This is a genomic window from uncultured Rhodospira sp. (genome assembly GCF_937138205.1).
GTDB lineage: Bacteria > Pseudomonadota > Alphaproteobacteria > Rhodospirillales > Rhodospirillaceae > Rhodospira.
The window spans coordinates 102,359-117,854 of the sequence record NZ_CAKZOT010000112.1 but is presented as its reverse complement, the minus strand read 5'-3'; the positions used below and the strand labels follow the sequence as shown (position 1 = coordinate 117,854).

12 protein-coding genes are annotated in these 15,496 nt (G+C 68.2%); 8 read left to right on the top strand and 4 right to left on the bottom strand.

What is annotated here, in order from left to right:
- Positions 1 to 22 precede the first annotated feature (22 nt).
- Together Q0309_RS16435 and Q0309_RS16430 are read left to right on the top strand one after the other, a co-directional pair.
- Positions 23 to 1,483: a glycosyltransferase family 39 protein gene (locus tag Q0309_RS16435; protein ID WP_299443702.1), complete on the top strand. Its 1,461-nt coding sequence runs from the start codon at positions 23 to 25 to the stop codon at positions 1,481 to 1,483.
- A gap of 8 nt (positions 1,484 to 1,491) precedes the next feature.
- Positions 1,492 to 2,172 carry a phosphatase PAP2 family protein gene (locus Q0309_RS16430; RefSeq protein WP_299443699.1) on the top strand — a complete coding sequence of 227 codons (681 nt, stop codon included), beginning with the start codon at positions 1,492 to 1,494 and terminating at the stop codon, positions 2,170 to 2,172.
- 13 nt (positions 2,173 to 2,185) lie between these two features.
- Here the strand turns inward: Q0309_RS16430 and Q0309_RS16425 are convergent, their stop codons facing one another.
- The 3 genes from Q0309_RS16425 to Q0309_RS16415 form a co-directional block, all read right to left on the bottom strand.
- On the bottom strand, positions 2,186 to 4,870 hold the full coding sequence (locus Q0309_RS16425; protein ID WP_299443696.1) for a mechanosensitive ion channel domain-containing protein: 2,685 nt from the start codon (positions 4,868 to 4,870) through the stop codon (positions 2,186 to 2,188).
- A gap of 186 nt (positions 4,871 to 5,056) precedes the next feature.
- Positions 5,057 to 5,950 carry a radical SAM protein gene (locus Q0309_RS16420; RefSeq protein WP_299443693.1) on the bottom strand — a complete coding sequence of 298 codons (894 nt, stop codon included), beginning with the start codon at positions 5,948 to 5,950 and terminating at the stop codon, positions 5,057 to 5,059.
- Positions 5,951 to 5,978: 28 nt separating this feature from the next.
- The gene (locus Q0309_RS16415; RefSeq protein WP_299443690.1) at positions 5,979 to 6,482 is read right to left on the bottom strand and encodes a cupin domain-containing protein; all 504 of its coding nucleotides are present in this window, start codon (positions 6,480 to 6,482) and stop codon (positions 5,979 to 5,981) included.
- A 159-nt stretch (positions 6,483 to 6,641) separates the two neighbouring features.
- Here Q0309_RS16415 and Q0309_RS16410 point away from each other — a divergent pair, with 159 nt between their 5' ends.
- On the top strand, positions 6,642 to 7,076 hold the full coding sequence (locus tag Q0309_RS16410) for a hypothetical protein (RefSeq protein ID WP_299443687.1): 435 nt from the start codon (positions 6,642 to 6,644) through the stop codon (positions 7,074 to 7,076).
- Here Q0309_RS16410 and Q0309_RS16405 read toward each other — a convergent pair whose 3' ends face one another.
- Positions 7,077 to 8,264, bottom strand: coding sequence for a bifunctional 2-C-methyl-D-erythritol 4-phosphate cytidylyltransferase/2-C-methyl-D-erythritol 2,4-cyclodiphosphate synthase (locus Q0309_RS16405; protein WP_299443684.1), 1,188 nt, complete (start codon positions 8,262 to 8,264; stop codon positions 7,077 to 7,079).
- A 158-nt stretch (positions 8,265 to 8,422) separates the two neighbouring features.
- Between Q0309_RS16405 and ccsA the strand changes: the two genes are divergently transcribed.
- The 5 genes from ccsA (at position 8,423) to Q0309_RS16380 (ending at position 15,495) form a co-directional block, all read left to right on the top strand.
- Positions 8,423 to 9,223 carry a cytochrome c biogenesis protein CcsA gene (ccsA, locus tag Q0309_RS16400; protein WP_299443681.1) on the top strand — a complete coding sequence of 267 codons (801 nt, stop codon included), beginning with the start codon at positions 8,423 to 8,425 and terminating at the stop codon, positions 9,221 to 9,223.
- A 170-nt stretch (positions 9,224 to 9,393) separates the two neighbouring features.
- The gene (gene dusB / locus Q0309_RS16395; RefSeq protein ID WP_299443677.1) at positions 9,394 to 10,416 is read left to right on the top strand and encodes a tRNA dihydrouridine synthase DusB; all 1,023 of its coding nucleotides are present in this window, start codon (positions 9,394 to 9,396) and stop codon (positions 10,414 to 10,416) included.
- Positions 10,413 to 11,570 (top strand): ATP-binding protein, encoded by a 1,158-nt coding sequence (locus tag Q0309_RS16390; protein WP_299443673.1) that lies wholly within the window; start codon positions 10,413 to 10,415, stop codon positions 11,568 to 11,570. Before dusB ends, Q0309_RS16390 begins: the two co-directional genes overlap by 4 nt.
- Positions 11,567 to 13,072 carry a nitrogen regulation protein NR(I) gene (ntrC, locus tag Q0309_RS16385; RefSeq protein WP_299443670.1) on the top strand — a complete coding sequence of 502 codons (1,506 nt, stop codon included), beginning with the start codon at positions 11,567 to 11,569 and terminating at the stop codon, positions 13,070 to 13,072. Before Q0309_RS16390 ends, ntrC begins: the two co-directional genes overlap by 4 nt.
- Before the next feature lie 164 nt (positions 13,073 to 13,236).
- Positions 13,237 to 15,495 (top strand): PAS domain-containing sensor histidine kinase, encoded by a 2,259-nt coding sequence (locus tag Q0309_RS16380; protein WP_299443821.1) that lies wholly within the window; start codon positions 13,237 to 13,239, stop codon positions 15,493 to 15,495.
- The last annotated feature ends 1 nt before the right edge of the window (position 15,496 follow it).

Sequence of the window (15,496 nt, the reverse complement as noted above, 5' to 3'; positions counted from 1 at the left end):
CAGTGGCGAAAGCGAAGGTCGGATGCATTATTCCTCAGGCGACGCGCGACCCTCGGTCATTGACCGGGCCTTCCATCTGCTGTGCACGCCCGGGGCGGTCGCCCTGACGGTCCTGGCCATCACCGGCGCGCGGCTGTGGCTGTTGACGGCCGACGCGGCACCGCCGGTGACCCCCGGCGAGGCCGAAGTGTGGCTGATGGGACTCGATCCCAGGCCGGCATGGCCGGACTCGGGGCCGCTGCTTCCGTGGCTGGTGCGCCTGGTGAGCACGTGGTGTGGGACAGAGGCCGAATGCCTACGGCTGTTGGCGCCCGTGGCTCAGGGAATGGCCACATGGTGCCTCTACCATATCGGCGCCGCGCTGTTCGATCGCCGCACTGGATTCTGGTGTATGGTCGTGCACGCGACCCTACCAATTGTCTTCTGGGACAGTCTGTTCATTGGTCCAGTGGCCGTGCTGGCGTCGCCCTGGGCGCTGGCCTTGCTGGCGCTGGGCCGGACCATGACCGTGGACCAACGGCTTACGGACTGGGTTGGCCTGGGTGTGGGGATCGGCGTCGGTGTCTTGATCCATCCACTGATGCTGCTGTTCGTGCCGCTGGCGCTTGTCTTCCTTTTGTTGTCCGGAACAGTCACCCGCCTGCCGTGGCGGCCCGGCCCCTATGTCGCCGTTCTGACCGCGCTGGCGTGCGCGTGGCCCGACATCATGTGGAACGCGGCGCATGACTGGCAGGGGTACCGGGCGTCGCTCGTCGCCCTGGACGATGCCATGACCCGCCTGCCGGAGACATTGGACTCTCTGGCCATGGATCTGGGCGCATTGCTGCTGTTGCTTGGGCCGGTCATGGTCGCGATGGTGGCGCTGCTGACTGTGCGGCTCCCGCTGGAGATCATGCGCGGCGCCCTGCGGGACTTCCGCGCGCGCCTGTTGATGCTGTTCAGCGTCCCCGTTCTACTAGCGGCGCTGGCTTTTGGCGGGCTTGCTGAGGGGTCCGCGACTCTGTTCGGCCCGGCCGTGCCGGCGACCGTCGTTCTTGTCACCGCGTGGCTTGTCGTGCGGGATCGGGTGGGGTGGGTGCGGCTTATCGCGATCACCAATATCCTGCTGATCGGGCTCGTGTGGCGGGGTCCCGAAGTGGCCACCCGCGCGGGGTGGGTGGTCCCGGCCGGCTTCGGCACCATGGCCGAGGGCGTTGGCTGGGCTTCGGCCGGCCCATGGCTTGAGGGCCTGGCGGAGGCCTACGAGGGTCAGGGCCTGGGGGTGGCGGGCGACGACGCGGCCATCCTGGCCTACCAGGCGGCGCGGCGCGGTCTCGAGATGCGGGTGATCGGAACCGGTCTGGACACGGTCGATGCCTTCAACGGGATTCTGGTGATGCCGGCCGCGCTGGCGGATGCCGGCGGCGACATCCGTGGCCGGCTCACCATCACCCTGCCCGACGGGCGGCGCCGGGAGTGGGCGGCCGTCCGGGTGGAGGAGTGAGTGCCGCCATGACGATGCAAAGCTGGGATGCCTCGCCGAGAGGGGGCTGGTGGTGCCCGGGTTTCCTCGCGCTGGTGATGGTGTTCGTGGCGTTTCCGCACGTGGATTTGGCGGTCAGCGCCCTGTTCTACGATCCCGCGACGCAGCGGTTCGTCACCGAAGGCCCCCTACTGAACCTGATCCGCAAGGGTGTGCCGCCGATCCTGTACGCGGTGCTGGTGTTTCTTGCCCTGGTGTGGGCCGGTGATCGCCTGATCCCCGGGCCTCGGGCGACGTGGCCGACGGGCCGACAGCTCGCCTTTCTCGTGCTGAGTCTGGCCCTGGGGCCGGGGCTCATCGTCAACGGGCTCTTCAAGGAATTCTGGGGCCGGGCGCGCCCCAACGACATCACGCTTTTCGGGGGCGAGGCCGACTTCACACCCGCCTGGATGATCGCGGACCACTGCGCGACGAACTGCTCGTTCGTCTCCGGCCATGGCGCCATGGGGTTCTGGGTCATCGCCTTTGCCCTGCTGGTGCCGACGCGGTGGCGGCGGCGCGCCGTGGTGGCGGCGCTCCTGTTCGGGGCCGTGGTCGGTGGCGCGCGCATCGTCGTCGGCGGCCACTTCCTGTCGGACATCGTTTTCGCCGCAGTGATCGTCATTGCCCTGACGGTCTGGCTCCACCGCCAGTTTTTTTGGGACCACTGATCGGCCTCGTCCCCTATCGTCCGTCCCCGTCCGGATCGGGAAGCGAGACGGGCGGCGTCTCGGGATGGCTGCCTTTGTCCAGCCGCATGGTGGCTTGATCCGGAGTCATGACGTCCGGGCCGTCCACGGCGGAGCGGCCCATGGCCGCCAGGCGATCCACATGCAGGTGCGCGGGCGGCGCGTTGCCGTCCTTGTCGACCCCGAAATAGAGCGTCGTGTGCGGGAACGGGATTTCGATTCCAAGCTCGTCGAAGCGCATCTTCATACGGCGGTTGAACTCGCGGCCAACCCACCACTGCATGATCGGCTTGGTCTTGATGCGGGCCTTGATGATCACGGCCGAGTCCGCGAAGCCGTCGACGCCCAGCACCTCCAGCGGCTCAAGGATCGAGGGACCGTAGTCGGCGTCGTCCTGCATCCCGGCCCCGATCTCTTTCAGCACCTGGGTGACGTGATCGGTGTTCTCGCGGTACGCCACGCCCACGTTCATCAGGTAGTACGAGAAGTCCTTGGTCATGTTGGTGACCGTGTCCACGTTGCTGAACGGGACAGTGTGCAGGTTGCCCGACAGGTCGCGCAGCCGCAGCGAGCGGATCGACATCGCCTCGACCACACCGGCCAAACCCGCAACCTGAACCACGTCGCCGACAGAGACTGTGTCCTCCAGGAGGTTGAACACACCGCTGATCACGTCCTGCACCAGCTTCTGCGAGCCGAAGCCGATGGCCAGGCCCACCACGCCGGCGCCGGCCAGCAGCGGAGCGATGTCGATGCCCAGCTCCGACAACAGGATGAGGGCCACGACCACCACAAGGAACACGGTCAGGACGTTGCGCAACAACGGCAGCAGGGTCCGTTCCCGCTGGCCGCGCTCGACCAGATTGCCTTGGGTGTCTGTCGACGACAGGTATCGCTGGATGGCGTAGTTGACGCCTTCCCACAAGGCGATCGAGATCATGAACACGATGCCGATGTTGAAGGCCATGCTCACCAGCCGCAACCCGAAGCCCTCGCTCAGCCAGGCCACGATGCCGATGTGCCAGGACTCCAGCACCAGCAGCAGGGCGCCGACCAGCAGAACAAGGCGCAGCGCGGACGTGAGGATGCCCACATACCGACGCGCCCTTTGGCGGGCCGCGCGGTCGAACCGATTGGTGGTGTGAAGCTGCATCATGGCGCGGTCGCGCAGCCTCTGCACCCATCCGAACACGATCACGGTCAGGAGGCAGACAAGGGCCGTCTTGACCGTGGCCCACCCGGCCAGCGCGAACCACTGTTCGGAATCCACGACCCAGACGAAGAAGATCCCGGCGGCGTAGGCGGCCGCGAGCACGTGCCAGATGTCCGCCAGAATCCGCAGCAGGCCGCCAACCCAGAAGGTTGAGGCCGGTCCCGCCACCGCGACACGGCGGATCACCCGCTTACCGGCGTGGCGCAGGCTGAACAGGGTGATGACGGTGAAAACCAGGACGATGAACCCGATGACATGCACGAACAGGTCCCGGCCGCCCGGCGGCATCCCGAACAACCGGGCCACCTCGACCGCGAGATAGCCGAACACCATGGTTCCGGCGATGCGCTGCAGGCCGCGAAACAGCACGTAAGCCGCGTCGTCCGATACCGGCACAAGGCGGGCCGCCGTGTCCTTGGGCGAGAACAGGCTGCGCAGAATGAGCGTCACCGCCCGCTTCAGGACCACGGTGGTAATGACGGCAGCAGCCACGAGTTCGGTGCGCAGGTCCGCGTCGATCAACGGCATGGAGGCCTGGGCGGCGACGGCGAAGATCAGGATGGGCAGCAGGCTGAGCAGCAGGCGCGTCACCAGGATGGCCACCCGCCGCCCACCGGTCGCTTCGGTCGCCTTCCCTTTCAGGTTGCGGACCGCACCGCGTAGCGCGAAACGCGCGAGGAGGGCCGCCACAACGCCGGCGAGCACCACCAAGCCGATCTGCCAGGCGAGACTGATCCAGGTCCCACGGATGTCGTCGTCGAATTGCAGCACCAGCCAGTCGAGCACCTGGGGCGCCTGATTGGCGATATCGCTGGCCCAGACGGCGTTCTCGTAGAGATCGTGCACCAGGTCCGTCAGAACCGAGATTTCCGGCGCCAAGATAGGCAAGGGCGCGGTCGTTTCCTTGCTTTCGCCGGACGACGAGTCCTGTGTCGTGCCGCCGTCACCCTCTGAGCCCTCCGACGGAGAGGTCCCGTTTCCGCCGGACACGGCCCCGAGCGTGGCGGCGGCCAGCCCGGCCAAGCCTGGCATCACCGGTTTTTGCGGTTTGTCGGCCGTTTGCTCGGTATTGGCCGATGGCTCGGCAGGGGCCTCTGCTGGGTCGGCGGCCCGCAGGACCTCGATCAGGGCCTGCCGAAGCTCGGGGTCGCGCAAGACGGTGGCAAGGGCCTCGACATCGGATTGCGAAGAGCCGGCGGGGGGCGCGGCCCCGGACTCTGGCGTCTCTGGGGCGGGGGCGGCGCCGTTTGCCGCCTCTTTCGAGGCCTCGTCCGTCGCCTCGGCCGGCGTGCCCCCGGGAACGCTGGCGCCCGCGCCCGCCGGGGCCTCGGCGGCGGTCTCGACCTCGGCCGTGCGGGCATCGATGATGTCCTGTAGCACCTGTTGCTGTTCGGGACCCAACTGGGCCTGGCCGCCGGCGGGGATACTCGCGATCAGCACAGCGGAAAGAACGAGCACCATCGTCATCACGACGGATCGGACGGCCCGATCGGAGACCCTGCGAGACAAGAACACGGTACAGTTCCTCAAGGACGAGTTGACCGGATGCGGAGCCGGCCCAGGGGTACAAAAGGGGATGGCGGGCGCGCGGCGCTCCAAGCGGGCAACCACCTGGGCTCAGCATCGGCGATACGGCGACGCCATTTCAACCGGTCACAACGCTCGCAACGGCCGGGGGCGCCAGCCCGGTCCCCCCATCATGGCTTGCGCGGCGGTGACCTGGGCCAGCAGGCGGTCCCGGTCCTTCGGCAACGTACCGGCCAGGGCGAGGGCGTTCGAGGCGTGGTTGGAGCGGAAGATCACCGGCGCCGGCGGGTGCAGATGCTCCAGGAACAGCCGTTGTTCGGCCAGGATGGCGGCATCGTCCTGAAAAGTGAAGGACGCGCCGTCGCGCGTCATCTGCTCCAGGAACGGCCCGTGGCGTTCGGGCTCAAGGTAGAGCTGTAGCGTGGACAGGTAGGCCGGTGGCGCTTGGTTGATCAGCGCCGCCGTGGCGGTGATGTGGTCCTCCCAGCCCTCGGCGCCGGCCAGCCCCAGGATCACGGTGGCCGAGACCTTCAGTCCGGCCGCCCGAGCCTTGTTCAACGACGTGACCATGCCGTTGACCGAGGCCCCTTTGGTAATGCGCCGCAACACCGCCGGCGATCCGGACTCGACCCCCAGGTACACCAGGCTCAGCCGCGCGGCCTTCAGGCGCTCCAGGTCCTCGGGGGATTTCTTCAACAGGTTGGCCGGCGTGGCATAGGCCGACACCCGGGCCAGGTTCGGGAACCGCGCCATCAGGCGCCCCAGAATGGCCAGCAGATGGTCGGTCGGCAGCACCAGGGCATCGCCATCGGCCAGGAAAATCCGGTGTGCCGCCGGCCAGGCGCGGGCGGCCGCGTCGATGTCGGCGAATACATCATCGAGGGGGCGGGGCCGATAGACCTTGCTCCGGTACATCGAACAAAAGGCGCAGCGGTTGAAACTGCACCCCAGGGTGGCCTGGATGATGAGGTTGTTGCCTTCCGACGGCGGCCGATAGAGCGGCATGTCATAGGCGAACATGGGCGGTCCCTCCGACTCCGGTTCCGGCTCACGCGGTCAGTATGGTGATCAGATCGGTCTCGGCGGGCCAGCCCGCAAGCAGGGTCGCACGATCGCCGTGGTCGTAGTCGGCGAACTCGAACCCGGGCGCCACGGTACACCCCAGCAAGGCCCACCGTCCGCCGGGCACCAAGCGGGCGCCCTGCCAGACGCCGCGCGGGACCACGACCTGCGGGCGTTGGCCGGCCGCCAGATCCGCCCCGATCAGCACCCGTTCGGACGTCCCGTCCGGGTGCAGGTGCACCTGCTCGACCGAATCGCCGGCGTAGTGGTGGAACACCTCGTCGCTGGCCAGCCGGTGCATGGCGGAGACAGTCTCCGGCGTCAGCAGGTAGTAGATGGCCGTCGAGACACAGCGGTCATGGCTCGCCGCGCGCTCGGCGGCCCGGTACGTCTCGCGGAAGTAGCCGCCCTCGGCCGGGTGCGGTTCCAGCCCCAGCAGGCGGATCACATCGGCGGCGGTCAGGGACTCGGCGCGGTCCTGAACGGTCATGGGCACCCTCACGGCGGATCGGATGGCGCAAAAAGCCGGGCCGTTTCTCGACCATTTGCGGGATAGGGGCAAGTGCCGTAAGAGTATCGGGCCGGGCGTGGTGACGAGACCGGGGCGCCTGATCGGCGTCGCGTCGGATTTTAGCGAGCGAGGCAACCGATGTCTTTTTTGTCTTTTTTGTTCGGGGAACAGGAGAACGCGCCGCCGCCCGACCCCTATTGGCAACGGGATTCCTCGCTGAAGTTCTACCGCCTCCTGGGGTTGCGCCCGGGGCGTCCGCCGAAGCTGAAGGGCGCCGGCGGTGTCTTTGCCGTCTTCCACAGGGGCGTCAAGCCGGGGTGGGTCTATGTCGGCGCCACGCGTGACCTGGGGGCCGCCGTGGAACGGCTCCAGGATCACCCCGAGGTCTCGGAGATGGAAGCGCGGGGCGGCCTGTACATCACCTGGGCCTTTATCAAGGACGACAAGCGCGACGGCGTCGTCGCCTACCTGCGCGAACAGTTGAAGCCCGAGATCGTCGATCCGGAGATGGATCGGGAGATGGGCTGCAACCCCGACAAGGCGAAGCCCATTCCCGTCCAGCGCCCGTGGTAGCTACCCCGGCAGCGACACCGTGGCTGTCGCCTGCGCGGCCAGGCCTTCGCCGCGGCCGGTGAATCCCAGCTTTTCCGTGGTCGTCGCCTTGACGCTGACGCGCCCGCCGTCCAGCCCGAGGATTTCGGCGATCCGCGCGGCGATGGCCGCGCGGTGCGGGCCGACCTTGGGCCGCTCGCAGATCAGGGTCAGGTCCAGGTGGAGAATGCGCCCGCCCAGGGCCTCGACCAGACCCCCGGCATGACGCAGGAACACGTCGGAGGGCGCGCCCTTCCAGCGGTCGTCTGTGGGCGGGAAGTGGCGGCCGATGTCGCCGGCGGCGATGGCGCCATAGATCGCATCGGCCAGGGTGTGCAGGGCGACGTCGGCGTCGGAGTGCCCGACCAGGCCCTGGGAGTGCGGGATGGCCACCCCGCCCAGAATGACATGATCGCCGGGACCGAACGCGTGCACATCGAAGCCGTTGCCGACGCGGATCTCCCCCGGACCCTGAAAGCGGCGCTCGGCCCGCCGCAGGTCGTCCAGGGTGGTGATCTTGACGTTGTCCTCGGCCCCCGGCACCAGCCGCACCGACTCGCCGGCCGCTTCCAGCACGGCCGCGTCATCGGTGAGGGCCTGGCCGGCGGCGGCGCGGTGCGCGTCCAGGATTGGGTGGTAGTGGAACGCCTGCGGTGTCTGCGCCCGCCACAAGTCCGCGCGGTCGACGGTGCCGGTGATGCGCCCGTCAGAGTCGGCGCGCTTGAGCGTGTCGGCCTGAGGCAGGGCGGGGATGACCCCGGCGTGGTCGTCCAGGGCGGCGATGACCCGGTCGATCACGCCCAGGCTGAGGAACGGCCGCGCGGCGTCGTGAATCAGCACCTGATCGGGGGCGAGATCCTCCAGGCTCTCCAGGCCCAGCCGCACCGAGTCCTGCCGCTCGGCCCCGCCCGGCACCGGCTCCAGCAGGTCCAGCCCGCGCGCCGCCTGCTCGTACAGCGGCCGGTCGTCGGGATGGATCACCACGCGGACGGCGGTGACGTCCGGGTGGGCGGCGAAGGTGGCGAGGCTGTGGCGCAGGATGGGGCGCCCGCCCAGGGTCAGGTACTGCTTGGGCAGTTGCCCACCCAGCCGATAGCCGCGCCCGGCCGCCACCACCAGGGCGACGCGCCTGGGTCCGCCCTTCCGTTTTTCGCCCGACTCCTGCGTCATGGCCGCCCGGTTCCTTTCGGTCTTTGGGGTGTGTTTGCACGCCCGGCGCTGGGCCGGGGCGGCGCAGGGTAGTGGATTCCGCTCCGCCGGGAAATCCTCATCGCCCCCGATGAACGGCTCGCGTTGTGGAGCCCCGGGCGCCGCGCTATAGTCCCCGCATGGTGAACACGCTCGGCTTCCATCTCGCCGCCGTCTTGTCGTTGCTGCCGGCGGCTTTCCTGCCTCTGTGGCGCGCCGCCCGCCCGGCGTGGCAGGCGGCGGTCACGGTGTTGGCGGCCATGGGGCCGACCTTCTGGGTGACGTGGCAGCTCTCGGCAGGATGGCACACAGGCTTTTCAGCTACCCTTTGGGTGGCCGTCGCCACCAGCGCCCTGTTGTTCTTCATGGTGACCATGGTCAACCGGTACGCGTGGCGGCTGGCGCCGCTGATCATGCCGTATCTGGCGATTCTCGGGGTGCTGGCGACGATCTACGCCGCCGACCCGGGGCCGGTCCTGCCGATGGAGGGACGGGCGCCGCCCTTGTGGCTGGTGTTCCATATCCTGGTGTCGGTGGTCACCTACGGCCTGCTGACCGTTTCCGCCGTGGCGGCCCTGGCGGCGTTCCTTCAGGAGCGGGCGTTGAAACGCAAGCGGCCGACGCGCCTGACCCGCCTGCTGCCGCCGGTGGCCGACTCCGAGCGGGTGTCCGTCGGCCTGCTGGCGGTGAGCGAGGCCGTGTTGGGTCTCGGGCTGATCAGCGGCATGGCCGTGTCGTATTTCACGGCGGGCACGGTGCTGGTTCTCGACCACAAGACCCTGCTGTCGTTCCTGGCCTTTGCGGTCATCGGCGGCCTGCTGGCCGCGCACCGATGGGCCGGCGTGCGCGGACGTGTCGCGGCCCGTTACCTTTTGCTCGCATACCTGCTGCTGACTCTCGCCTTTCCCGGCATCAAGTTTATTTCGGCGGTGGTCGCCTGACCCCATGGACCACGCAGCCGGCCGTGAGGCGACCGGATGTGGCCAAATTTTGAACGCGATGCTGCATATTGGCTCGCCAGATGCCCAATCCCTGTGCATAATGCGCCACCAATCACACGACCCTGGTCGCCGTTGGGTCGCTGATCCATCCCGGCCAAGCAAAATCGCCCATGTCCCTTCGCATCGGCTCCGTGCATCTGGACACGCCCGTAGTCCTCGCCCCCATGTCGGGCATCACCGACCGGCCGTTCCGCCAGTTGGCGCACCACTTCGGCTGTTCGCTGTCGTTTTCCGAGATGATCGCCAGCGGCCGGGTCGCCTCGCGCCATGACGAGACCCTGCGCATGGGCGAACCCGGCGCCGCCACCGGCCCGGCCGCCGTGCAGCTGGCCGGCTGCGATCCCCGGATCATGGCCGAGGCCGCCCGGATCTGTGTCGACCGGGGGGCCGCGATCATCGACATCAACATGGGCTGCCCGGTGAAAAAGGTGGTCAAGGGGCAGGCGGGCGCGGCGCTGATGCGCGACGAGCCGCTGGCCGCCAGCATCATCGACGCCGTGGTCAAGGCGGTGGACGTGCCGGTGACGCTGAAAATGCGCGCCGGCTGGGACCCGGCCCACCGCAACGCGCCCCGGCTGGCGCGGATCGCCGAGGACCTGGGTGTGCGGCTGATCACTGTGCATGGCCGCACGCGCGACCAGATGTACGGCGGCCGGGCCGACTGGGCCTTTATCGGCGAGGTCAAGGCGGCGGTGTCGGTGCCCGTCATCGGCAACGGCGACGTCGCCACGGTCGCGGACGCGCGGCGGATGCTGGCTGTCTCCGGCGCCGACGGCGTGATGGTCGGACGCGCCGCCCAGGGCCGCCCCTGGCTGCCCGGCTTGATCGGTGGAGCGTTGGCCAGCGGTATCACTCCGCCGGAGCCCGATCTCGCGACCCGGGGAGAGATCGCCGTGCAGCACTTCGACGCCCTGGTCGCGCACTACGGCGCCTATCGCGGGCTGCGCCTGGCCCGCAAGCACATGGCCTGGAGCACGGCGGGCCTCCGCGACGCCGCGATATTCCGCCAGGCATTCAACCAGGACACCGACCCGCACCGGGCGCGTGACCGGTTGCTGGCCTTCTGGAGCTCCGCCCGGATGGACGATGACAGCGTGACCGATCCCCTCGAACCGGAGCGCGACGCCGCATGAGCCGGCCCCTGAAGATCATCGACGGCGGGCGCCCGACGCCCGAGCCTCCCCTGGATGCCGTGTCCGTCCTCAACGCCATTGCCTCGGCCGTTCTGGTCCTGGACCAAGCGGACCGGGTGGTGTTCGTCAACGCCGCCGGCGAGCAGTTGTTCGAAAGCAGCCTCGGCCACCTCAAGGGACTGGCGCTGGAGGACCTGGTGCCCCGCGACAGTCAGACCTTCGCCCTGATCCACCAGGCGCGGCGCGACAACAGCGCCGTGTCGGAATACGAGGTGGAGTTGGACACCCCGCGCACCGGGCCGCGCGTCATGACCATCCAGGTCTCGCCTCAGGTGGAAATGCCGGGGTGGGTGGTGGTGCAGTTCCAGGAGCACTCCAAGGCCCTGCGGATCGGCCAGCAGATGCTCAGCCGGGGGGCGGCGCGGTCGGTGTCCGCCATGGCCCGCCTGCTGGCGCACGAAGTGAAGAACCCCCTGTCCGGCATTCGCGGGGCGGCCCAGTTGCTCGACCAAAACGTCGCCGAGGCCGACCGCGTGCTGACCCAACTGATCCGCGACGAGACCGATCGGATCGTTGCCCTGGTCGACCGCATGGACGTGTTCTCGGACGGCGGCACCCTAAGCCGCGAGCCCATCAACATCCACCAGGTGCTGGAGCACGTCCGGCGGGTGGCGGAGAACGGGTTTGCCCGGGGCGTCCGGTTCATCGAATCCTATGATCCGTCGCTGCCGCCCGTGTTCGGCAACCGGGATCAACTGGTGCAGGTGTTCCTGAATCTGGTCAAGAACGCCGCCGAGGTGGTGCCGGCGGAGGGCGGCGAGATCGTGCTGTCCACGGCCTACCAACACGGCCTGCGGTTGGCGGCGCCGGGGTCCGGTGATCGCATGGACCTGCCGTTGGTCATCACCGTCCGGGACAACGGCCCCGGTATCCCCGAGGACATTCGCGGCCATCTGTTCGAGCCCTTCGTGACCAACAAGCCGTCGGGCAGCGGCCTCGGTCTTCCGCTGGTGGCCAAGATCGTCACGGACCATGGCGGTATCGTCGAATTCGACACCCAGCCGCGCCGAACGGTGTTTCGGGTCGTGCTTCCCATGGCGCCGAGCGAGCGACCCCCGCGCCCCCGGGAGACACACGCGGAGGGGCAGGCATGAACGAGGCGATTCAACAGCACCAACCGGACATCGTGGCCCCGTTGCTGGAGGAACCGTCGGCGTCCGGGCGTACCATCCTGATTGCCGACGACGACCGCGCCATCCGCACGGTGCTCAGCCAGGCGCTTGGGCGGGCCGGCTACGAGGTGCGCACCACCGGCACGGCAGCGACCCTGTGGACCTGGGTCTCCGACGGCGCCGGTGATCTGGTGATCACGGATGTCGTGATGCCGGACGAGAACGGGCTCGACCTGATCCCGCGCATCAAGAAAATCCGTCCCGACCTGCGCATCATCGTCATGAGCGCGCAGAACACGCTGTTGACCGCCGTCAAGGCGACCGAGCGCGGGGCGTTCGAGTATCTGCCCAAGCCGTTCGACCTGACGGAACTGGTTGGCGTGGTCCGCCGCGCCTTGTCGGCACCGCCGCAGCCCGTTCCGGGAGCGGACGGCGATCGCTCGCAGGACGAGGGGCTGCCCCTGATTGGTCGCTCCGCCGCCATGCAGGAGATCTACCGCACCCTGGCGCGCCTGATGAACACGGACCTGACGGTCATGGTCACCGGCGAGTCGGGCACCGGCAAGGAACTGGTGGCGCGGGCGCTGCACGACTACGGCAAGCGTCGCACCGGTCCCTTCGTGGCCATCAACATGGCGGCCATTCCCCGCGACCTGATCGAATCCGAGCTGTTCGGCCATGAGAAGGGCGCCTTCACGGGCGCCACGACGCGCGGTGTGGGGCGGTTCGAGCAGGCCGATGGCGGCACGCTGTTCCTGGACGAGATCGGCGACATGCCGCCGGAGGCGCAGACCCGACTGCTGCGGGTCTTGCAGGAGAACGAGTACACGACCGTCGGCGGGCGCACCGCCATCCGGGCCAACGTGCGCATCGTGGCCGCCACCCACCGCGATCTGACCCAGCTCATCCGGCAGGGCCTGTTTCGCGAGGACCTGTTCTATCGCCTCAACGTCGTTCCCATCCGCCTGCCGGCCCTGCGCGAACGGCCCGAGGATATTCCGGAACTGGTGCGCCACTTTCAGGCCCAGATCATGGACGAAGGGTTGCCCGCCAAGATCCTCGATGCTCTGGCCATGGATCGCCTGAAACGGCACCGCTGGCCCGGCAACGTGCGCGAGTTGGAGAACCTGGTGCGCCGCTTGGCGGCCCTGTACTCGCAGGAAACCATCAGTGTCGATGTCATCGAGGCGGAACTGGCCACCGCGCCGCCGACGCCGGCCAATGGCGGCGGCACCAACGAGGGCCTGGGGAGCCTCGTGGAACGGCATTTGCGCGAGTACTTCGCCGCGCACGACGAGTCCTTGCCGCCATCGGGCCTGCATGATCGGGTTCTGCGCGAGGTGGAACGCCCCCTGATCGCGCTGTCCCTGGAGGCCACCCGAGGCAATCAGATCCGCGCCGCGCAGGTCTTGGGCCTGAACCGCAACACCTTGCGCAAGAAGATCCGCGAGTTGGACATCCAGGTCACCCGGGGGGTACGGTGACACAGAGGGCAGGGGAGGTCCAAGCCCATGCCCAAGCCGAACGCGATCCCCGAAAGCCGGGCGGAGCAGGAGGGGACACACTGACGCGCGGATCGATCAAGCGGCGCCTTCTGCGCCTCCGGATCTGGGCTCGACGTGCCCGCCTGACCCGCGCCTTGACGTGGGTGCTGGCGGTGGCGGCCGTGCTGTCGGTCGGCGCGACCACGGCGGTCCTGACCGGCCTGGGGCCAACGGTCAAGGACCCGGCCCTGATGCTGGGCCTTCTCAACGTCAATCTGGCGATCATGTTGGCGCTGGGCCTGGTGGTGGCCCGTCGCGTCGCCAAGGTTTGGGCCGCGCGGCGGAGCGGCGGCGCCGGGTCGCGGCTGCACGTCCGACTGGTGGTGCTCTTTGGCGTGGTGGCGATCACGCCGGCGATTCTGACCTCGGTGTTCTCGATCCTTGTGTTCCAGGTCGGGGTCCAGGGGTGGTTCTCCACCCGTGTCTCCACGGCCCTGGACGAGTCCGTGAAGGTGGCCCAGGCCTATCTGGCCGAACACCAACAGACCATCGCCAGCGATGTCATGGCCATCGCCAATGATCTGAACCGGGACTGGTTGCAGATCAGCCGCAATCCGGACCGCCTCAACCGCATCCTCAATGCCCAGTCGGCGCTGCGCAATCTGACCGAGGCGGTGGTGTTCGGCCAGGATGGCAAGGTGATCGGCCGCGCCGGGTACACGTTCTCCCTTCAGTTCGAGCAGGTGCCGTTCTGGGCCATGGAACGGGCCGACAGTGGCAACGTGGCCATCCTGACCGGCGAAAACGACGACCGGGTGCGCGGTCTGGTCCGGCTGGACACCCTGACGCCGCTCTATCTGTATGTGGGCCGCTTCGTGGATCCACGCGTTCTCGGGGCCATCGAAAGCACCGAACAGGCGGTCGACCAGTACCGCGAGCTGGAAGGGCGCCGGTCGGGGTACGAACTGACGCTCACCATGATCTTCGTCATGGTGGCGGTTCTTCTTCTGCTGGCCGCCGTGGCGGTCGGGCTGACGCTGGCGACCCGGCTGGCGCAGCCGATCATGAGTCTGGTCGACGCGGCGGACCGGATCCGGCAAGGCAACCTGCGCGTGCGGGTCAAGGAAACCGCCAACAACGACGAGATCGCCCTGCTGTCGCGCGCCTTCAACCGCATGACCGCGCAGATCGAAGCGCAACAGCGCAGTCTGCTCGATGCCAACAGCGAACTGGACGAAAAGCGGCGCTTCACCGAGACGGTCCTCGCCGGGGTCTCGGCCGGTGTCATTGCCCTGGACCGTGACGGGCTGATCGAGTTCGGCAACCGCTCGGCCAGCGACCTGCTCGGTGAGAGCCTTGACGCCTGGGTCGGTCGGCCCATCGACCGACTGATCCCCGACCTGAAGACCCTGATGGACCAGATCCGGGCGCGCCCCGACCGGCCCGCCCAGACCGAGTCCGCCTATACCCATGGCGGCAAGACGCTGACCCTGCTGGTGCGGCTCAGCGCGGAACGCGGCGCCGAGGGGGCGGTGCTGGGGTACGTGCTGACCTTCGACGACATCACCGAGCTGCAACAGGCGCAGCGCAAGGCCGCCTGGGCCGATGTGGCGCGCCGTATCGCGCACGAGATCAAGAACCCGCTGACCCCCATCCAACTCTCGGCCGAGCGGCTGAAACGGCGCTACCTGCGGCAGCTGACCCAGGATCAGGACACGTTCGTCCAATGCACGGATACCATTGTACGCCACGTCGGCGACATCGGCCAGATGGTCGATGAATTCTCGGCCTTCGCCCGAATGCCGGCGCCCACCATGCGCCCGGAAACACTGAACGACATCGTTCGGCAGGCCATCGTCTTGCAACGCACGGCCTATCCCCGCATCACGTTCCAGGCCGAGGTGCCGGACCACCCGGTGCGTCTGGCCTGTGATGCACGCCAGGTGGCGCAGGCCCTGACCAACCTGCTGAAGAACGCGGTTGAGGGGATTGACGCGAGATTGGAAAAAGAAAAGGATCAATCCTCGGCGTTGCCCGGGAGCATCATTGCCCGCCTGGACGACGCGCCGGAGACGGTGACGATCATCATCGAGGACAACGGAAAGGGCCTGCCGACGGCGGACCGCAATCGCCTGACCGAACCCTATGTGACCACCCGGAGCAAGGGGACCGGCCTGGGTTTGGCGATTGTCCGCAAGATCCTGGAGGATCATCGTGGCACGCTGGTTCTCGGCGACAGGCCCGGGGGCGGCGCCCGGGTCGAGTTGGTGTTCCCGCGCGGCGGCGAGCATGACGGGGCCGCCGAAAGTGAAGGGGAACCGCAGGATGCCAAACACGTGGCGCCAGACGCCATGACGGCTACCATGGATGACAACATGACCAACAAGAATGAGGATCCGGGCTCTGATGCCCTGTCAGCCTGAG